Consider the following 19916-nt stretch of genomic DNA (forward strand, 5'->3'; position numbering starts at 1 on the left):
CTCAAAAAGACAATAAAAAAGGCTGCTACCTTTGGTAACAGCCTTTGAACTATAAGTGGTCAGAATTAATACACAAACTCGTTTGCCTCAATTAGGGCAGCGGCTATACGACGACGCGCTTCTTTAGTGTTATACAAATCTTTCTTCGTGAAGCGCTTCAGGCCCATAAACAACAAGCGTTGTTCATCACCTTCGGCCATAGCGGCAATAGCCTCCTTACCTGCCTTAAAGGCAGTATCTACGGCATCGTTCACTGTAACTCGTACAATATCTATTTGATTTGCTACAGCCTCCTCACCTTTCTGGCTTACTAGTTTTTCCACACGCAACAAGGTCGATTCTGCTACATAGGTTTTGATAGCCATATCGGCAATGCTCATCAGTATCTCCTGCTCTTTAGCCAGTGAGTTCATATACTTCTGCACTGCCGTACCTGCCACCATCAGAATAGCTTTCTTCAGATTCTTGATAGCCTTGTGCTCCGCTGTAAACAGGCCTTCCTCCTCGTCACCAAAGTCTGGGATAGACATTAGCTCCTGCTGCACTGCCTGGGCTGGTCCCATCAGGTCCAGTTCACCTTTCAAGGCTTTCTTCAGGATCATGTCTACTGTCAGCATGCGGTTGATCTCGTTGGTACCTTCAAAGATGCGGTTGATACGGGAGTCGCGGTAAGCGCGGTCCATCGGATAGTCTGCAGAGAAGCCGTAGCCACCGTAAATCTGCACACCTTCGTCTACTACATAATCCAGCACCTCTGAGCCTTCTACTTTCAGCATAGCAGCCTCAACGGCAAACTCTCGGGCAGCACCCATCAGAGCCTCGTTTTCGTTGGCTCCGTTCGCCATTAGCTCCTGCTCTTTGCGATAGATATCCATACCGCAACGATATAAGGCTGATTCTACGCCGTAAATGCGAATAGCTTGCTCGGCCAGCTTATAACGGATAGCACCAAATTTTGAGATTGGAAGCTTGAACTGGTGACGCTCGTTAGCATACTTCACAGACAGGTCGGCTACTTTTTTTGCAGCTCCCAGTGTAGCAGCACCTAGTTTAATCCGACCAATGTTCAGGATATTAAAAGCAATCAGGTGGCCTTTACCAATCTCGCCTAGCACGTTTTCCTTCGGCACTTCACAGTCTTCGAAGAACACCTGGCGAGTAGAAGAACCTTTGATACCCATTTTGTGCTCTTCATTGCCAAGGCTCACTCCTTTGTAGACGCGCTCCACAATAAAGCCTGTAAACTTATCTCCATCTACCTGTGCGAACACCACAAACACATCCGCAAAACCTGCATTGGTGATCCACATTTTCTGGCCGTTCAGGATGTAGTGCGTACCTGCCTCGTTCAGTACAGCTTTCGTCTTAGCCGCCAAAGCATCGGAACCAGAACCAGGCTCCGTTAAGCAGTAGGCTGACATCCACTCACCACTCACCAGCTTCGGGATATACTTGTTCTTCTGCTCTTCGGTACCAAAGTATAAGATTGGCAGCGTACCGATACCCGTGTGTGCCGCAAAGGCTACCGGGAAGGAATGTCCACCACCTACTGACTCTGTTACCAGCAGCGAAGTGTTGAAGTCCATATTCAGCCCGCCATACTGCTCCGGAATAGATACAGCGAACAACCCCAGCTCACCTGCCTTTTTCATCAGGCTTTCCATCAGGCCTTCCTCATGGTTGTCAAGGCGATCTAGCAACGGGTATACTTCCTCGCGCACAAAGTCCTTACAGGTTTGTGCCATCATCAGCTGCTCCTCATTAAAGTCAGCAGGTATAAATACGTCCTGCGGGTTTGTCTCCTTTATCAGGAACTCACCACCTTGGATGGTGGCAGTTTGTGTTGTTTTTTCCATGGCTACTCAAATTTCTTATAGTTGTATCAAGTATCACGTATCAAGACACACGACCCTTTCTGTCAAGCATGTTTATAAAGCCGTTTAGCATCTTTTGTACGCCTTCATTCTTAGTTATCAAGTCTGAATACTGAGGCTGTTTAACGAAGCCGAAAGATTCAGCCAATATTAATTGTGTTTCAAGCTCGAAAGCAGATCCTAGAGCAATCCTCAGGAACTGACCAAATTCTTTATCCGATCCACGACCTGCCCCCTCAGCTATATTGGATGGAACTGACACAACAGCACGATTAATCTGTGATGTCAGCCCATATCGTTCATCCTGTGGGAAAAGAGCAGTCGCTTTATAAACGAGCTTAGCTAGCTCTATTGAATCTTTCCACACTCTTAGCTCTTTGAAGTTATGCATCTAAAAATTGTGCGTCGTGCTACGTACGTCGTTATTTCAAAAACTCAAACACTCCAGCTACACCTTGGCCACCGCCGACGCAGGCAGTTACCAAGCCGTGTTTGCCACCAGTGCGGCGCAGGTCGCTGAAAAGCTGTACAGAGAGCTTGGCTCCAGAGCAGCCGAGTGGGTGGCCAAGCGCGATGGCTCCACCGTTGATGTTTAGTTTGTCCGGATCAAAGTCCAGATGACGCATAACGGCAAGAGACTGAGCCGCGAAAGCTTCGTTCATCTCAATCAGGTCTATGTCGTTCAGCGTCATGCCTGCTTGCTTTAGAGCTTTTGGAACTGCAGCTATTGGCCCCATACCCATGATGCGCGGATCTACGCCACCGGTTCCGTAGCTTATCAGGCGTGCAATCGGCTCTAGGTTCAGCTCTTTCACCATACGTTCGCTCATCACAATAACAAAGGCAGCTCCGTCGGAGGTTTGAGATGAGTTACCAGCCGTTACTGTACCTCCGGCCGCAAATACTGGCTTCAGGCGAGCCAACGCCTCCATTGAGGTGTCAGCACGTGGCCCCTCGTCGGTGTCCACTACATAGCTGCGGGTTTTCTTCTTGCCACTTTCATCCAGGTAAGTTTCCTCCACCGTAATCGGCACGATCTGGTCTTTGAAGTACCCCTTCTCAATTGCATTCAGCGCCTTCTGGTGCGACTTAAAAGCAAACTCATCCTGGTCTTCACGTGAAACATTATAATCTGCAGCTACGGCCTCGGCTGTTAAGCCCATACTCAGGTACCAATCTGGGTTCTTGCTAGCTATCTTGTAGTTCGGAACAGTTTTCCAACCTGCTGTTGGCACCAGCGACATAGACTCGGTACCTCCGGCAATAATACAGTCGGCCATTCCTGCCGAAATGCGGTTAGCTGCCATGGCAATAGTCTCCAGGCCGGATCCGCAGTAACGGTTTACCGTCATGCCACTTACTGACATAGGCAAAGCCAGCAGCGAGATCATACGGCCAATCTGCAGGCCCTGCTCCGCCTCCGGCACAGCGTTACCCACAATCAGGTCGTCTACACGCTCTGGGTCCAGGGCAGGCACGGTAGATAGTAGGTGCTTGATGACATCAGCAGCCAGGTCATCAGGTCTGGTGAACCGGAAGGCACCACGCGAAGCTTTCCCCACGGCGCTACGAAATCCGGCTACGATATATGCATTGTTCATTTTTGATGCTCTTTTATAGTTTGTACTATAGTTCCTAGTTTCTAAGCGGCTTGCCTGTGGTAAGGATGCTCTGGATACGCTCCAGTGTTTTGCGCTCACCTGTCAGCGACAGGAACGCCTCACGCTCCAGGTCCAACAGGTACTGCTCGCTTACCTCGGTTGGGGCAGACAAATCGCCACCGCACATTACATAGGCCAGTTTCTGCGAAATCTTCAGGTCATGTGCTGACATATAGCGGCCTGTGTACATAGCATTGGCACCTGTCAGGAACATACCGAGAGCGCCACGGCCCTGTACTTTGATGTTAGTGCGCTGCACCGGCTTAGTATAGCCTGACTCCGCCAGAAGTATAGCCTGTGCCTTTGCATCAGCAATTAAGCGGTTGCTGTTAATAGTGATGCCATCGCTCGGACGCATGTAGCCTAAGTCCACAGCCTCTTTTGCTGAGGTAGACACCTTTGCCATACCGATGTTCAGGAACACGTTCTTCAGGTCGTTGTACTCTATGTCGCCATCTGCATACATATCAGCAGCGCGTAGCGTCATCTCTTTGGTACCGCCACCGCCTGGTATCAGGCCAACACCAAACTCTACCAAGCCCATATAAGTCTCGGCGGCTGCCTGTATCTGGTCGCAGTGCAGGTTCAGTTCGCAGCCACCGCCCAGGGTAAGGCCATGCGGAGCGCCCACTACAGGTATAGCCGAGTAGCGCATGCGCATCATAGCATTCTGGAACTGGCGGATGATCATATTCAGCTCATCGTAATCCTGATCCAAGGCATACATGTAGATGAGGCCTACGTTAGCACCGGCAGAGAAATTAGCGCCCTGGTTGCCTACCACCATACCTCTAAATTCTTTCTCGGCAAGATCTATACCCTTGTTCAGCGCCTGAATTACGTCACCACCCATAGTATTCATCTTCGTCTGGAACTCCACATTTAGGATGCCGTCGCCCAGATCAATGATGGAGGCACCACTGTTTTTCCAGATAGTTTTGCTGCCACGCAGGTTGTTCAGAATAATAAAGTTCTCTGCGCCAGGTATGGCTTTATACTCTTTGCTGTTGATGTCGTAGTAGCGGCGGGTGCCGTTTTCTACGATGTAGAAAGACTCCTTCTGGTGCTCCAGCATCTGTGTTACCCACGGCGCAGGCTCATAGCCAGCTTCAACCATGCGCTGCACACCTTCGCGGGCACCAATGGCATCCCAATACTCAAACGGACCTAGCTCCCAACCAAATCCGGCACGCAGCGCATCGTCTATGCGGTACAACTCGTCTGAGATTTCCGGTATGCGGTTAGAAACGTACTGGAACAGGCCGAACAGCGTCTCGTTGAAGAATTGTGCCGCTTTATCAGTTTGGCGGGAGAAAAGCTGGATACGCTTGCGCAAATCTTCCACCGGCTTCAGCACCTCAAGGCTCTGGAACTTCACCTTCTGCTTTGGCCCGTACTCCATGGTGTTCAGGTCCAGCGTCAGAATCTCTGTTTTGCCTTTGGCGTCTTTTGTCTTTTTATAGAAACCCTGTCCGGTTTTGTCGCCCAGCCACTTGTTCTCCACCATCTTCTGCACATAGCCCGGAATCTGGAACAGGTCCCTCGACTCGTCTTTCTCCCCTGCCTGGTAAAGACCATTGGCTACGTTTACAGTAGTATCCAGACCAACAACATCCAACGTTCGGAATGTGGCTGACTTCGGACGACCTACAACTGGGCCAGTGATCTTATCTACCTCATCTATGGTGAGACCTGTTTTCTCCATGGCCTTCAGCGTATGCATGATACCGTAGATACCCACGCGATTGGCGATGAAAGCAGGCGTGTCTTTGGCTAGCACCGTAGTTTTGCCCAAGTACAGATCACCGTAGTGCATCAGAAAATCCACTACAGCCGGGTCTGTCTCTGGCGTAGGAATAATCTCCAAAAGCTTCAGGTAACGCGGTGGGTTAAAGAAGTGCGTGCCACAGAAATGTTTCTTGAAATCATCAGAGCGGCCATCCAGCATCAGGTGGATAGGAATGCCCGAGGTGTTGGAGGTGATTAGTGTACCCGGCTTGCGATGCTGCTCTACCTGCTCGTACACTTGTTTCTTTATCTTCAGGTTCTCCACTACTACCTCAATAGTCCAGTCGGCAGTAGCGATATCCTTCATGTTATCTTCAAAGTTGCCCGTTTGGATAAGGCGTGCATCGGACTTGCGGTACAGCGGCGAGGGGTTAGAATTGATGGCCGCCTTGAGCGAGCTGTCTACAATGCGGTTGCGCACAGCTTTACTCTCCAACGTGAGGTCCTTCTTCTCTTCTTCAGGCGTTAAATCTCTTGGTACGATGTCCAGCAGCAGCACCTGCACCCCGATATTGGCGAAGTGGCAGGCAATGCGGGAGCCCATCACCCCGGAGCCAAGCACGGCTACCTTCTTTATTATTCTTTTCATAGAATAGTTGTAGTTGTCTATGGGTTAAAGATTTCTTTATTCTCGATCATGCCAAGTATGCGGCCACAAACCTTTAGGAACACTTCCAGCTCCTCTTGTGGTATTTCCTCGCGAATTATGTGGTTAAACTGCTTTACCGTCTGACGTGATATTTCCTTTTTCTCCAGCCCCTTTTCTGTCAAAAAGATGCGCACCAGGCGCTTATCATTAGGGTCAGACACTTTATAGATGAGGTTTTTCTCCTCCATGCTTTTAAGGATACGGGTCAGGCTTCTTGCCTCCAGCCCGAGCAGCGGAGCAATCTTGGTTGCGGGTGTTCCTGTTTCCTGGTTGATGTTCAGTAACACGAACCCTATGGATGTAGTAATGTCGGCCTTGGCTGCCTCTGTATTATACATACGAGAGATGGCGTGCCAACACACTTTAAAGTTATAATCTACTGTTTCTTCCGGCTTCATTCTCTGTAATGGTGTATACCAAATATAGTTAAAAATGTTATGCTTGCATACCTTTTTAACAAAAAATTCATCTAGCCACCAGCTTCATCAACTGAAGGTAATGTTATAAGCAGCACAGGTATAGTTATACTGCAAACTGGCCAAGGGGATATATTATGGTTGCAGAAAGTATAGACAGGGCAACAAAAAAGCCCTCCCCGGCATGGGAAGGGCTTTTGATCTGTTTCTTATGATTTATCACCCGAAGGTTCATGACCTAATCAGGGATGACAAAGCCATTATGGAAGTACAGCTGAAAGCTCAGAGAGTCTAAACAGCCACATCTATACCTTAGTACAGGCTTTCAATAACGTCTTTGTAATTGGCCGTAATGATCTTGCGCTTTACCTTAAGGGTTGGTGTCAGTTCACCGCTTTCCACCGTCCACAGCTTAGGGATGAGTGCAAACTTCTTAACTGTTTCATATTGTGCTAAGCCTTCGTTCGCTTTTTCAAGCTCGCGCTTATACTTGGCTATTACCTCCGGATGCTTAATCATCTCCTCATCTGTAGTATACTTAATACCCTTGTGGTTAGCCCAGTCCTGTAGACCCATGAAAGACGGCACGATCAGCGCAGAAGCATACTTACGGCCATCGCCCACAATCATTACCTGCTCTATCACCACCGACTCTTTCAGCTTATTCTCAATTGGCTGAGGTGCCACATACTTACCGCCAGAAGTTTTAAACATCTCTTTCTTGCGGTCTGTGATCTTCAGGTATTTGCCATCAATCATTTCGCCGATATCGCCAGTATGGAACCAGCCATCCTTATCAATTACCTCTTTGGTTAGCTCTGGCTTTTTATAGTAGCCTTTCATTACATGAGGGCCACGCGTCAGAATCTCTCCGTCTTCGGCTATTTTTATCTCTACGCCGTCGATGGCAAGTCCTACTGTACCAATCATATTGTTTTCCGGCTCATAGCGATTCACTGCGATTACCGGAGACGTCTCCGTTAATCCATAGCCTTCCATCACCCGAATGTTAGCCGACCAGAATACACGTGCCAGGCGCGGTTGCAAAGCTGCACCTCCCGAAACGATTACGCGTATGTTGCCTCCCAGCGCTTCGCGCCACTTGCTAAAGATGATTTTGTTAGCCAGGTCCAACTGCTTGTTGTACCACCAACCCTGGTCTTTCTGCGTGTCGTAGTTCAGCCCTAGCTCCAGCGCCCAGAAGAACAACTTGCGTTTTACTCCTGTCAGCTCCATACCTGTGGCCACAATCTTATCATATACTTTCTCCAGCAGGCGCGGCACTGTGGTAAACAGGTGCGGTTTTACCTCTTTCAGGTTGTCAGCTACTTTTTCTATACTCTCGGCATAATATATAGAAACTCCGATACGGAAGTACAGGTAGAGCAACATGCGCTCAAACACGTGGCATAACGGCAAGAAGCTCAGCGCACGGTGGCGTTGGTCTACTGGTACATAAGGCAGTGTTCCCTTCACGTTGCTTATCAGGTTGTTGTGCGTCAGCATAACTCCCTTAGGATTGCCAGTTGTACCAGAAGTATAAATAATCGTTAATACATCGTCTGGCTTAACAGCAGCCTTTAGCGGCTCGAGCGACTCTACATCTCCACCCTCGCCTAATTTCAGTACCTCTTTCCAGTTGGCGGCTCCCTTTACCTCATCAAAGGTGTAGATTTCCTTGATCTCTTGCATGCCTTGTGTTGCAGCCACTACTCTGTTGTACAAAGAGGCATCTGACACAAACACGGCCTTTACTTCGGCATCGCTGAAAATATAACGGTAGTCCTCCTCCGTAATGGTTGGGTACATAGGCACACTAATTGCACCTATCTGTTGGATACCAAAATCTACCAACACCCACTCCGGGCGGTTAAACGAGATGATTGCCACCTTGTCTTCTTTCCTGATACCCAGCTTTAGCAGCCCCAGGCTCACCTGGTTTGCATAATCCTGCACATCTTGGGTGCTATACTTTTGCCAAGTACCATTTACTTTAGCTGCCAAACAGTCAGGCTGCGGGTAATGGTGCAACTGGTAGGGCAAGAGGTCGAAAGTACGGGTTACGTCCATGTTGTATGAATTTGACAGCTTTGTTTTGATTAGATTGGTTCAGAACAGGCGAAAAAGGTTGTTCTTGATGCATTTTAAATATTTTTTTCGAATTCTGCCATGGCAGTTTTAAATTAATATTCCGCATGTGTTATATTTATACTTTTCACTAAGTATGGACTTACTTACATGTAAAACAACGTGTATGTTACCTATACATTTTCAAATTTAGCTAGAGATACCGCCACCAATGAACCTATCGATCTTTTTTGAGCCCCTTAGCGAGGATGTATTTGCAGCTCTAAACAAACCACGAACACTGGGCTCATACATCAGTCGCTTCGTGAGCAAGTTCCCTGATTGGCGCTCAGCTGACATAGCCATACTTGGTGTGAACGAAACGCGCGGACGAAGTAACGACGAAGTACCTGAGGCTATCTCAGCCCAGACCCCGGCTCGCCTGGTGCGCAGAAAGTTATACAGCCTCAACAAAGGCTCCGGACGCTGCCAGATTGTAGACCTTGGCAACTTACGCCCTGGTATTACACTAGAGGATACGCATCTCCGCCTCAAGGAGATCGTAGAGGTGTTAATTTCGCACAATACGCTCCCTGTTATAATTGGTGGTTCTCATGATTTAGAGTATGGCCAATATATGGGATACGAGCACCTGGATCGGGTAGTGAACATGGTGACCGTAGACAGCAGCGTGGACATGACCGAGGACACTGATGCGCCGCATAATAAAAAGCAGCTGCGCCAGATACTCATGCACGAGCCTAACTATCTCTTCAGCCTGAGCCAGATCGGCTACCAATCTTACCTCGTGGAGCCTGAGGTAATGGCAACACTGGAGAAAATGCATTTCGAGGCTTATCGCGTAGGCGAAGTACACCGTAGCGTGCAGGAGATGGAGCCAGTAGTACGCGTAGCAGATCTGCTTACATTCGATATATCCGCCATACGATACCAGGATGCACCTGCCGCTGAGCCTGCCAATCCGTTTGGCCTTACCGGTGAAGAAGCTTGCCAAATATGCTGGTATGCTGGCCTGAACGACAACCTTACATCACTAGGTATATATGAGTATAACCTAGAGCAAGACGAGCGTGAGGTAACCGCTATGACCATCGCTACAATGATCTGGTACTTTATTGAAGGATTTTACCACCGCAAAAACGAGACAGATTTTAACAGCAGACATTTCACGAAATATGCTGTGGCCTTTGCCGAAGATAACCCTGACCGTATGATCTTCTACAAGAGCAAGAACAGCGAGAAGTGGTGGCTGGAGGTTGAACCCCTGAGCACTGATAAAGGCAGCCGTATAGTGCCCTGCAGCTACGAAGATTATCTACAGGCCACCAAGGGCGAAGTGCCAAACCGTTGGATTTTGACACAGGCTCGTATTGGTTGATGTTGCCAGAAAAATTAGAAAGTCAAGCAGAAGGCAGAGTATAAGCTAGTGCCTCTTACAGCCTGCTGCACTTTCAAGACTTGCGTTTACTGCTACATTTCCCCATCTTCGAGGTCCAAATTTTTTAATAGTATGGCTTTACCAGAGTATACGCTACAGCAGCTGGCGCTGCGAAATGGGCAGGACCGCGATGAAGTATGGGTAGCATACCTCGGAGTGATCTATGATGTTAAAAAGTCGAGGTTATGGCGCAACGGCAAACATTATGAGCATTGGGCAGGCCAGGATTTAACAGAAGAGCTGACTGATGCACCGCATAATGCCAATGTTTTTGATAAATTTGAGGCTGTGGGTTTTATCAAGAATTCTGTTTACCGCCCGCAACAGAACTAACAGCCCTAAAAATAAAAGCGTATATTGGGGTTACGACATAAATTAACGCACATATTACTCAACCTTATACAGATGATATTAATAGCTGATAGCGGCTCAACTAAAACAGACTGGCGCTTGCTGACAAGTGACAGTGTGCTGGGCCAGGCACAGACAGCCGGATTTAACCCAATGTACCAGGAGGCTGACGAGATTTACCAAGAGGTACATGATGTGCTGCTGCCACAGCTGGGCGCGAATGTTCCAACAGCTATTTATTACTATGGGGCTGGTTGTAGCACCCCAGACAGGAACAAACGTGTGGAAAATGCTCTACGCAGGGTTTTTCCAGATGCTCTAATAGATATCGACCATGATCTTCTAGGTGCAGCACGTGCAATTTGTGGCCGTGAACCAGGTATAGCTTGTATCTTGGGCACAGGCTCTAATACCTGCCTCTATAACGGCACAGATATAATAGACAACGTACCATCCCTAGGCTTTTTGTTGGGCGATGAGGGCAGCGGCGCTTTTATGGGTAAGTTACTGATAAAGGCTTTCATGTACCGCGAATTACCGGAAGAGCTTGCTACCCCGCTGAAGAATACATACAACCTGAACAAGGACACCATTCTTGAAGCGCTTTATGGCTCTTCTATGCCAAGCCGCTATGTAGCTAGCTTTGCCAAGTTCATGCACGATAAGCAAAAGCACCCTATAATCCGTGACATGATTTACGAGAACTTCTCTGAGTTTTTCGAGCGCCACGTACTCAAGTATGATGGCCATGAAAGCTTGCCTGTGAACTTTGTAGGATCCGTTGCCTTCCACTTTAGCGATATTCTGAAGCAGGTAGCTAAGAAGTATGGCCTTTGTGTAGAAACCATCATTAAGAGCCCTATTGAAGGTCTTATCTTGTATCACCAGGAGCTGCTTCAGACTTTCGGCGTTCCCAAAGCATAGTATAGTTAAGTAATAAAGAGCAAAGCTGGAGAAATAGCAAAAGTCCTTTTGTCTTCCCGGCTTCGCTTTGTTTCATCTATTCAAAAACCTCTCAAACAGTGTCTACTACCGAATCATCCTCTAATTACGACAGCCTGGAGCAGATGAACGTGCATGAGCTGCTCGTTAACATCAACCGTGAAGATAAAACCGTACCACTGGCTGTTGAAAAAGCCATCCCACAAATGGAGAAACTGGTAAATGCTACTGTTGAGCGCCTGCAGCAGGGTGGCCGCTTGTTTTACATTGGTGCTGGCACCAGCGGCCGCCTTGGCGTTGTGGATGCTTCAGAGTGTCCTCCTACTTATGGTGTTCCTCATGGTATGGTAATCGGCATTATGGCTGGCGGCGACACGGCTATCCGCAAAGCAGTTGAGTTTGCAGAGGACGATGAGGAGCAAGCATGGAAAGACCTGCAGGAGCATAACATCAATGAGAAAGATATTGTAGTAGGCATTGCTGCTTCTGGCCGTACACCTTATGTGATTGGAGGCCTGAAGGCTAGCCGTGAGCGAGGCATTGCTACCGGCTGTATTGTATGTAATGCAGGTAGCGCCGTAGCCGCAGCAGCTGAGTTTCCGGTAGAGGTAGTAACAGGCCCTGAGTTTGTGACTGGCAGCACCCGAATGAAAGCCGGAACTGCTCAGAAGCTTGTCCTCAACATGCTTACTACCTCCACCATGGTAAAATTAGGCCGTGTAAAAGGTAATAAAATGGTAGACATGCAGCTTTCTAACCACAAGTTGGTAGACCGCGGCACACGCATGGTAATGGAGGAGCTAAAGATAGACAGAGAACAGGCAGGAACCCTACTCCTAAAGTACGGCAGCGTACGAGCAGCCGTAGATGCATATCGCAATTCAAACGACCATCAGGTTTTATAGAATCATAAAGACAAGAGCCGGAGCAAACAACTCCGTCTCTTGTCTTTCCTGCACCACTATTCTTTAAGGGTAAGTCCTTCCAAAAGTACTTTAGCCGCCTCTTTGCTTGGCACCACATAATGCATGATGGACCAAGTGAAATTAAGCTTAAACCTGTCATCAGTGGTGCTGAACAAGATCTTTCTCCTGTAGTCATCCAGCGGTTCCAATCCTAACTTTTCCCGGCGCTCATTTATTTTTTGCTGGTCCTCCTCACTTATCTTCATCACCAGATAGTCGCCTATTTGTCCGAGTTCTTCTTCTTCGCAGGTACTACAGTTTACCTTAACATAAGCACGGGAGCCGTACTTGTTTTGCCCAGCCTGCTGGTCTAACAAGTATGCAGCCGGTTGAGGTGCCATGCGCCCCTGCTGCACTGCCTGCATCAGCACTTCTGTAAAATCGTGCCCTTTGCGGGCTTTTGTTTGCCTCCTGATCACGATGCTGAAACGGGGCAACTGCTCTAAAGTATCGGCCACCCCTATCAGGTCCTCGCCCGGGTATCCATACTCCTCAATCCAGTTCAACAGCTTTAGAGTGTTGGCTGCTTCAATCTTGCGGATAGTATCGCCATGCACGCGCCAACCGCCTTTCGCTTGCCGGAAGTACTGGTCCTGCGCGTATAGTTCGTCTAAGTCGGCCCGAAGCTCTTTATTTAACTTTTGATCAAACTTGTGTCGACGCTTAGGGTACTTTTTGGCAAACCTGCGCCATTTCCTTGTCTCCTGCAGCGAGTCGAGTACCGGCTGCTGCTCCAGGTACTCCAGGCTTACCCCCTTCTCCACCAGATTTTCTAGGTAGTTGAATGTTTTTCTTCGATCCTGTAGCAGCACTGCGCAGATAGCCGCATTATAATAATCGCGTGCAAAGGGTGAAGGCACAGAAGCAAAAGCCTGTTCGTAAGCCTGTAGCGCTTCCTCATACTTGCCTTTTACCACACGCAGTTCTGCATGGTTTATCACCGGGTGGTAAACCTTTGTATAATCTGGTATCTCCTGTGCCAGGACTACCTGCTGCAGTATACATAACAGGCCCAGTAAGTATAAATTTGTTTTCTTGAGCATAAAATTAGAGCTGATGGCGCGGCTGGTAAGCGGCAGCCTTTTCAGCTGCTACCTTAGCCAGTCTATGGCTGTATCGCGCTCGTTTAATTTAAAGAACCTAACGTTGCTTTCTGTAGCAAGCACATGGCCACTGGCAGCAGATCGCTGCAGCCACTCCTCGTGTCCTGCTATGGCTACTTTACTAAACTTGCTGTAGTACCTTACGCCATGCTTCAGGTCTTCCCACATGGCATCGGGTGTATCTCCGTCAGGCTTTAGCACCTCCAGGTAAAAGCGCAGGTCATGGTTCTGCTGAGCCTGCTCTTCCAGCAGGTTATTTATAGTACTGAAATCGGCAGACGAGAGGTTGCCAAGTGTAGCTATTCCAACTACATGCCTGGGCATAGCCTCCAGCACAGCAACGCCCTGTGTTGGCACCTGCTCCGCAGGCTGTCTCAGCCACTCCAATGCCTGTTCTTTCTCAGCTATACCGAAAGCCTTTACTTCAAACGTCGAAGAAAGAAAGTTCGCAAGTTTTGATTGTCTTTTTACCCAGTCTTTGTCCGTTGCGATAGCGTACTTGGAAATTTTGTTCCAGCTATCGAACTTGTTTTTCAGCATATCGAAAAAAGACTGTATGCTATCCCAATCACCAAAGTTCACGAACTCAAAGTATAACTGCACTTTGTCATGCCCGTTAGCTTTCTCCTCCATCTCATGCACTATTGCTCTTAGGCCAGCTTCGTCAATATAGTGTTGCACATGGAAACCAGCAAGGGTGTCCTCTTCAAAGTTGATTATTGAAACCATATTTTGGTGGAAAGTTAGAATTGATGTTGCGTGCCCCCACTGAATACTGGTCTGAAATACAGGCAACTATATACTTACCATACCGCAGGAGCTACAAAACTGTTTCCTTATTTAGAACTTATAGTACAAAACTTTAAAGTACGGCCACTTTTTAGCTTATATTTTTGTTTGAAGTTTGCTTTAGGGGCCGCAAAAAGATGCGCTAGGCACTAACTTTGGAGGAGCCACAGCAGTAGACATGCTACGGCACCGCCACTATTTTTGAATACTGTTTATGCATACTATAGAACCATATTACAACTGGATAGAAAAGTACTCTGCATCAGAAGATCCGCGGTCGCCGCTATATGGTGCTGAGAATAGCCTTTCGCAATACACCCACACAATTTACGGATACTACATCCACCCACAGTGGGACGATATTGACTCTGAAACGCTTTTCCTGAAAATACTTTACGCAGATTATGAATTAGGTTTCGCTGTAATAGAGTTTATCGGCGAGTGGAATGATGCGCTGAACAACGACATCATGCAGCTGAAACGCAATATCATAGACCCCATGCTGGAGGAAGGCATTAAGCATTTTATCCTGATCGGGGAGAATGTCTTTAACTTTCATGGCTCCGACGATTCATACTATGAGGAGTGGTTTGAAGATATAGAAGAAGGTTGGGTAGCTGCGCTGGGCTTTCAGGAGTTTGTACTCAGTGAAATGAAAAATTATAACCTCGACTACTACATTAACTATGGCGGTAACCTGGAAGACATACACTGGCGCACTTTTACACCTAAGCGCCTGTTTGGGCTTGTAAATAGCCTGATCCAGAAAAGGCTTGGCCCATAAGCAAACGAAAAGAGCTGGCACCAATGTATTATGATGTTAGCTCTTTTCGTTTTAGTATCTGATAAAACCTCTACTTTTTGTCTATCTCGTCCTCTACTTCATCAGCCACTTCTTCAGCAGCGTCTTCTACTTCTTCAGCTCCATCCTCTACTGTTTTCTCGGTAGAGGCGCAAGCACCCAGGGTAAATGCCCCCGCGATTGCCATTGCATAAAATATTCTTTTCATTTGTTTTGCTATTAAGGGAGTTAACACCAAAATCAGGCTACGCTTTAGCGGCCTCCGCAGCATCGTAACACCTTATCATTCAACGAAAAACAAGCAGATAAGTTAAAGACAGCGAAGGGTTAGACTGTAGCCTAACCCTTCGCTGTTTCAGATAAATGTTATTGTTATTGTACTTCGTTCTCTACTTCTTCAGCGCCTTCCTCTACACCTGCTTCTACTTCCTCTGCGCCTTCTTCAATGTCGTTTCCGACTTCTTCAGTACCTTGCTCTACTTCTTCCATGCCCTCCTCAGTTCTGTTTTCTGTGTTAGATTCGCATGAGGCAAAGGTGAACAGGCCTAATGCCAGCAACATAAAAATTGGCTTTTTCATAATATTAGGTTTTAAGGGTTGTTTCTCAAAAATTAAAATTTAAAATAACCTGCAGCAATAGATTTAGTGCTTACAGGTGTTATGGTTACTCGATTACAGCGCTTGTATCCGCTTCCTCGGCTGTGTCTTCCATATTGTCTGTATTCTCCTCTGCCCTATCCTCTAGCTCTTCAACATTATTATCTGAATTCTCCTCAGCAGGAGCACTACAAGAGGCAAAGCCTGTGAGGCTTATCAGGGTCAGTACGTACAGTATTCTTTTCATGTTTAGTCGTTAATTTCTGCTTCCAGAGCCAATGCACCGGAAACTTGACAAACAATACGGTTGCACACACATATAGTTTAGGCTAAATATATAAAATGCCAAAAGGCACCCTTTTGGGGTGCCTTTTGAAGTATCCTGGCCATGCGCCAGGTGGTTCTTCCGGTGCTAATTACTGAGCAGCAGAAGCAGTATCAACTGCAGTAGCAGCAGTATCAGCCTCAAGAGAAGTAGTGTCTTCTACAACTGGAGCCTCTTCAACTACAGTTTCTTCTGTAGTCTCAACCTCAGTAGCTGTCTCTTCAGCGTTGTTGCAAGATGCGAAAGCGAACAGACCAGCAACGAAAAGTAAACCAAATACCTTTTTCATGGTGATGAATATTTTTTTGAGTGAGGCGCAAATATACTACTATATATGAGCCTCCAAATATCCACCCTGAAAAATTATTTTTTCTTGAACAACAGCCTGATCGGTACTCCTGTAAAGTCGAAGTGCTCGCGCATCCTGTTCTCCAGGTAACGTGTGTATGACTCCTTTACGTACTGCGGCAGATTACAGAAAAACGCAAACGTAGGGTTATACGTCGGCAGCTGTGTAATATACTTGATCTTGATAAACTTACCTTTGATCGCTGGTGGCGGGTAACGTTCGATATCCGGCAGCAGCAAGTCATTCAGCTTTGAGGTCGGGATTTTACGCGTTTTGTTATCGTATACTTCCATAGCCACCTCAATCGCCTTGTGAATACGCTGCTTGGTTACCACAGATGTAAAGATGATCGGTACGTAAGAGATCGGAGCAATTTTGCTGTAGATCTCCTCTTCGAACTTCTTAGTAGTATGGGTGTCCTTTTCAACCAGGTCCCACTTATTTACCAGGATTACAATGCCTTTACGGTTCTTTTCAGCCAGGGCGATAATGTTCACATCCTGCGCCTCAATGCCGCGTGTAGCATCCAGAATAACGATACAAACATCAGCCTCTTCCAAGGCACGCACAGATCGTAAGACGGAGTAGAATTCGATATCCTCGTTTACCTTACTCTTACGGCGCAGACCAGCAGTATCTACGATGATAAACTCTTTACCAAAGGCATTATAGCGAGCATGTATGGCATCGCGGGTAGTACCAGCAATATCTGTTACAATATTTCGCTCTTCGCCTAGCAGCAGGTTCACGAAAGAAGATTTGCCTACGTTAGGGCGGCCCAGCACAGCAATTTTCGGAATACCAGCATCAGGGTCTTCCACCCCTTCGTCTTTGAAATGCTTCACCACCTCGTCGAGCAGTTCTCCGGTACCAGAGCCACTCTGTGATGAGATCGGGTAAATTTCCTCGCCTACACCCAGTGCATAAAATTCACCCATCTGGTGTGCACGGGCATTTGTATCAGCTTTGTTTGCTACTACATATACTGGCTTATCAGAACGGCGTAGCACGTTAGCAAACTCCTCATCCAAGCTAGTAAGACCAGCGTCCACGTCTACCATAAACAGAATAACGTCAGCTTCGCGCATGGCCAGCTCTACCTGGCGGTTGATTTCTGTTTCAAAAATATCGTCGGATCCATGCACGTATCCGCCAGTATCTATCACAGTGAAGTACTTGCCTGTCCACTCGCCGTGGCCATAACTGCGGTCGCGGGTAACGCCGCTCACGTTGTCCATGATGGCTTTACGCTGACCAATCAGGCGATTAAAAAGTGTTGATTTGCCCACATTGGGGCGGCCTACAATGGCAATGATGTTTGATGACATCGATGTTAAAATAAATGGTTAAAGTACCCCCGGAGCACCGTGCCCCGAAGCTTTAAGGTGCGCTTACTGCTCGTTGTAGCCGAATCGGCGTAGCAGTTTCTGGTCGGTTCGCCAGTTCTCGTTCACGCGCACGTATAAATCAAGAAATATCTTTTTCTGGAAGAAGTCTTCCATGTCTATTCGAGCCTGTGTGCCTACTTTCTTCAGCGCCTCGCCTTTATTGCCTATAACAATACCCTTCTGGCTGCGGCGCTCTACTATAATCTCGGCACGGATGCGGATAATATCCTCCTCCTCTTTAAACTCCTCTATCACCACCTCTGTGCTGTAGGGGATTTCCTTTTTATAGTTGAGGAAAATTTTCTCCCGGATAATCTCCGACACAAAGAAACGTTCAGGCTTATCAGTCAGTTCATCTTTAGGATAAAATGGAGGATGTTGCGGCAGGTAATGCAGCAAGCGCTCAAACAGGTGTTCCAATCCTACCTTGTGCAATGCCGAGATCGGCAGGATTTCGGTTGGGTTCATGTGCTCCTGCCAATAAGCCACCTTATTCTTTACCTCTTCTTCTGTGGCTTGGTCAATTTTATTGATGAGCAAAACTATAGGCACTTTAGCATGCTGAAGGCGCTTTATTACATCATCCTCGTCGTGTTTCTCATAGATATCTGTCACAAACAGAATAACATCGGCATCCTCCAGTGAGGTACGCACAAAGCCCATCATTGACTCGTGAAGCGCGTACTGCGGCTTAATGATGCCAGGCGTGTCGGAGTAAACAATCTGAAAATCATCTGCGTTCAGGATGCCCATGATGCGGTGCCTCGTAGTCTGCGCTTTTGAGGTAATGATAGAAAGCTTTTCGCCTACCAATGCATTCATCAGCGTGGACTTTCCCACATTTGGTTTGCCCACTATACTTACAAAACCGGCTTTGTGCGGTGTTTCAGCCATACTTCTAAATTTGAGGTTGCAAAATTACTCCTTTTTTACGAATCCCGGTGAAAATGTGCAGATTTCGGGAGAGTTAGAAAGTTGGGAAGTTAGAAGGTTAGAAAGTTTGGGTCCTCCTGCATGTAGGTTGCGCTACCTTGTAACGCGAGGGTACGCTTGTGCTTTTGTTACAGGCTCCATAGCACGGCTCACCTCTTGCTCGCTTGCGCCAGCGGCAAGCGAGCAAGAGGTGAGCCGTGCCTAAACTTTTTAAGCCACTAACCTTCTAACTCCAAATAACCTCCTAACTGCAAAACATTTCTGATACTTCCTGCTTTACTCACTGTTGAACCCTCTATAAGACATTGATATTTATCATCAAAAAGAAAGCTTTATACTTTGTACCTTTGCACCAGATAAGCATTTAGACAGTACATGAGCAAAAAGAACACTGGTAAAATTGGCGTACTGCTGGTAAACCTCGGCACGCCAGACACTCCTGAAACGCCTGATGTTAGAAAGTACCTGCGCGAGTTTTTGCTGGACAAGCGCGTAATTGATATAAACCCGGTTAGCCGGTTTTTCCTGATCAATGGCATTATCGCGCCTTTCCGCGCACCGAAGTCAGCGGTAGTCTACAAGCAGCTCTGGACTGAGCGCGGCTCTCCCCTGCTCTACCACGGCATCGACCTGAAAGAGAAATTGCAGGCAAGCCTTGGCGACGGCTACCATGTGGCCTTTGGCATGCGCTACCAGAAGCCAAGTATAAAAAGCGCCCTGGAGGAGCTGCGTGAGCAAAGCGTGGACCGGATTATCGTATTCCCGCTGTTCCCACAATATGCTTCTGCCAGCACGGGCTCCGCCCACGACAAGATCATGGAAATTGTGAAGGACTGGTGGATTGTGCCGAGCATCAACTTTATCTCCGACTTCTGTAACGATCCCGGCTTTATCGAGTCGTTTGCGGAACTTGGTCGAAAGTATTTGGCTAAGGAAAACTACGACCATGTGCTGTTCAGTTACCACGGTTTGCCGGAGCGCCACATCCTGAAGGGCAGCGACCACGGCTACTGCAAACTAGGCACCTGCTGCAACAGCTATAACAAGCGCAACAAATACTGCTACCGCGCCTCCTGTTTCGAGACCTCGCGTCAACTGGCCGCAGCGCTTAACCTAAGCGAAGACCAATACTCTGTTGCTTTTCAGTCGCGGTTGGGCAAAGATCCCTGGCTGAAGCCGTATAGCGATGAGGTGCTGAAAACGTACCCAGAGAAGGGCATCAAAAAAGTACTTGCCTTCAGTCCTGCCTTCGTGGCCGATTGTCTGGAGACGACCATAGAAGTTGGCGAAGAATTCAAAGAAATGTTCTTGGAAGCCGGGGGCGAGAAATGGCAACTGGTGGAAAGTCTCAACTCTAACGATACTTGGGTAGAAGCCGTGAAGCAGATAGTTCTGCAGAACTAAACGCAGTATACTTTAAAGTGCGAAGAGCCGCCAGTAATGTTACCGGCGGCTCTT

Annotated in this window: 20 protein-coding genes; 6 read left to right on the top strand and 14 right to left on the bottom strand. The window is 47.6% G+C overall.

All coding sequences use genetic code 11. From position 1 onward, the window contains the following. Nucleotides 1-65 precede the first annotated feature (65 nt). The 6 genes from PKOR_RS04345 to PKOR_RS04370 form a co-directional block, all read right to left on the bottom strand. Nucleotides 66-1856, bottom strand: coding sequence for an acyl-CoA dehydrogenase family protein (locus PKOR_RS04345; RefSeq protein ID WP_046309342.1), 1791 nt, complete (start codon nt 1854-1856; stop codon nt 66-68). A 40-nt stretch (nt 1857-1896) separates the two neighbouring features. After that, nucleotides 1897-2265 carry a four helix bundle protein gene (locus PKOR_RS04350; protein WP_046309344.1) on the bottom strand — a complete coding sequence of 123 codons (369 nt, stop codon included), beginning with the start codon at nt 2263-2265 and terminating at the stop codon, nt 1897-1899. Nucleotides 2266-2296: 31 nt separating this feature from the next. Further along, on the bottom strand, nt 2297-3475 hold the full coding sequence (locus PKOR_RS04355) for a thiolase family protein (RefSeq protein ID WP_046309345.1): 1179 nt from the start codon (nt 3473-3475) through the stop codon (nt 2297-2299). A 34-nt stretch (nt 3476-3509) separates the two neighbouring features. After that, complete coding sequence (locus PKOR_RS04360) at nt 3510-5912, bottom strand: 3-hydroxyacyl-CoA dehydrogenase/enoyl-CoA hydratase family protein (RefSeq protein WP_046309347.1); 2403 nt, start codon at nt 5910-5912, stop codon at nt 3510-3512. 17 nt (nt 5913-5929) lie between these two features. Continuing rightward, nucleotides 5930-6370, bottom strand: a complete 441-nt coding sequence (locus PKOR_RS04365; protein ID WP_046309349.1) for a MarR family winged helix-turn-helix transcriptional regulator — start codon at nt 6368-6370, stop codon at nt 5930-5932. 330 nt (nt 6371-6700) lie between these two features. Continuing rightward, a complete protein-coding gene (locus PKOR_RS04370; protein WP_046309351.1) occupies nt 6701-8458 on the bottom strand; it encodes an AMP-dependent synthetase/ligase in 1758 nt (585 codons plus the stop codon). A 229-nt stretch (nt 8459-8687) separates the two neighbouring features. Between PKOR_RS04370 and PKOR_RS04375 the strand changes: the two genes are divergently transcribed. The 4 genes from PKOR_RS04375 to murQ all read left to right on the top strand — a co-directional run bounded on the left by PKOR_RS04375 (nt 8688) and on the right by murQ (nt 12112). Continuing rightward, nucleotides 8688-9854 (top strand): formimidoylglutamase, encoded by a 1167-nt coding sequence (locus PKOR_RS04375; protein ID WP_046309353.1) that lies wholly within the window; start codon nt 8688-8690, stop codon nt 9852-9854. 132 nt (nt 9855-9986) lie between these two features. Next, the gene (locus tag PKOR_RS04380) at nt 9987-10247 is read left to right on the top strand and encodes a cytochrome b5 domain-containing protein (RefSeq protein ID WP_046309355.1); all 261 of its coding nucleotides are present in this window, start codon (nt 9987-9989) and stop codon (nt 10245-10247) included. A gap of 72 nt (nt 10248-10319) precedes the next feature. After that, nucleotides 10320-11189 carry a hypothetical protein gene (locus PKOR_RS04385; RefSeq protein ID WP_046309357.1) on the top strand — a complete coding sequence of 290 codons (870 nt, stop codon included), beginning with the start codon at nt 10320-10322 and terminating at the stop codon, nt 11187-11189. Nucleotides 11190-11287: 98 nt separating this feature from the next. Continuing rightward, on the top strand, nt 11288-12112 hold the full coding sequence (murQ, locus tag PKOR_RS04390; protein ID WP_071843110.1) for an N-acetylmuramic acid 6-phosphate etherase: 825 nt from the start codon (nt 11288-11290) through the stop codon (nt 12110-12112). A gap of 56 nt (nt 12113-12168) precedes the next feature. Here the strand turns inward: murQ and PKOR_RS04395 are convergent, their stop codons facing one another. Together PKOR_RS04395 and PKOR_RS04400 are read right to left on the bottom strand one after the other, a co-directional pair. Next, the gene (locus PKOR_RS04395) at nt 12169-13215 is read right to left on the bottom strand and encodes a hypothetical protein (RefSeq protein WP_046309359.1); all 1047 of its coding nucleotides are present in this window, start codon (nt 13213-13215) and stop codon (nt 12169-12171) included. Nucleotides 13216-13263: 48 nt separating this feature from the next. Further along, complete coding sequence (locus PKOR_RS04400) at nt 13264-14004, bottom strand: SpoIIAA family protein (RefSeq protein WP_046309363.1); 741 nt, start codon at nt 14002-14004, stop codon at nt 13264-13266. A 274-nt stretch (nt 14005-14278) separates the two neighbouring features. Between PKOR_RS04400 and PKOR_RS04405 the strand changes: the two genes are divergently transcribed. Beyond that, entirely contained in the window at nt 14279-14848 is a 570-nt protein-coding gene (locus PKOR_RS04405; RefSeq protein WP_046309366.1) for a hypothetical protein, read from the top strand. Nucleotides 14849-14918: 70 nt separating this feature from the next. On the opposite strand, the gene PKOR_RS25210 is transcribed toward PKOR_RS04405, so the two are convergent. The 6 genes from PKOR_RS25210 to era all read right to left on the bottom strand — a co-directional run bounded on the left by PKOR_RS25210 (nt 14919) and on the right by era (nt 18419). Next, nucleotides 14919-15074 (bottom strand): hypothetical protein, encoded by a 156-nt coding sequence (locus tag PKOR_RS25210; RefSeq protein WP_200897425.1) that lies wholly within the window; start codon nt 15072-15074, stop codon nt 14919-14921. A 164-nt stretch (nt 15075-15238) separates the two neighbouring features. Beyond that, on the bottom strand, nt 15239-15445 hold the full coding sequence (locus PKOR_RS04410) for a hypothetical protein (RefSeq protein ID WP_046309368.1): 207 nt from the start codon (nt 15443-15445) through the stop codon (nt 15239-15241). Between the two features lie 85 nt (nt 15446-15530). Further along, nucleotides 15531-15710: a hypothetical protein gene (locus PKOR_RS04415; RefSeq protein WP_046309371.1), complete on the bottom strand. Its 180-nt coding sequence runs from the start codon at nt 15708-15710 to the stop codon at nt 15531-15533. 169 nt (nt 15711-15879) lie between these two features. Next, nucleotides 15880-16077 (bottom strand): hypothetical protein, encoded by a 198-nt coding sequence (locus PKOR_RS04420; RefSeq protein WP_046309372.1) that lies wholly within the window; start codon nt 16075-16077, stop codon nt 15880-15882. Nucleotides 16078-16151: 74 nt separating this feature from the next. Continuing rightward, nucleotides 16152-17465, bottom strand: a complete 1314-nt coding sequence (gene der / locus PKOR_RS04425; protein WP_046309373.1) for a ribosome biogenesis GTPase Der — start codon at nt 17463-17465, stop codon at nt 16152-16154. A gap of 63 nt (nt 17466-17528) precedes the next feature. After that, nucleotides 17529-18419: a GTPase Era gene (gene era, locus PKOR_RS04430; RefSeq protein ID WP_046309374.1), complete on the bottom strand. Its 891-nt coding sequence runs from the start codon at nt 18417-18419 to the stop codon at nt 17529-17531. Nucleotides 18420-18833: 414 nt separating this feature from the next. On the opposite strand from era, the gene hemH reads away from it, so the two are divergent. After that, a complete protein-coding gene (gene hemH, locus PKOR_RS04435) occupies nt 18834-19862 on the top strand; it encodes a ferrochelatase (protein ID WP_046309376.1) in 1029 nt (342 codons plus the stop codon). Nucleotides 19863-19916 lie beyond the last annotated feature (54 nt).

The sequence above is a fragment of the Pontibacter korlensis genome (genome assembly GCF_000973725.1).
In the GTDB taxonomy this organism is placed as follows: domain Bacteria; phylum Bacteroidota; class Bacteroidia; order Cytophagales; family Hymenobacteraceae; genus Pontibacter; species Pontibacter korlensis.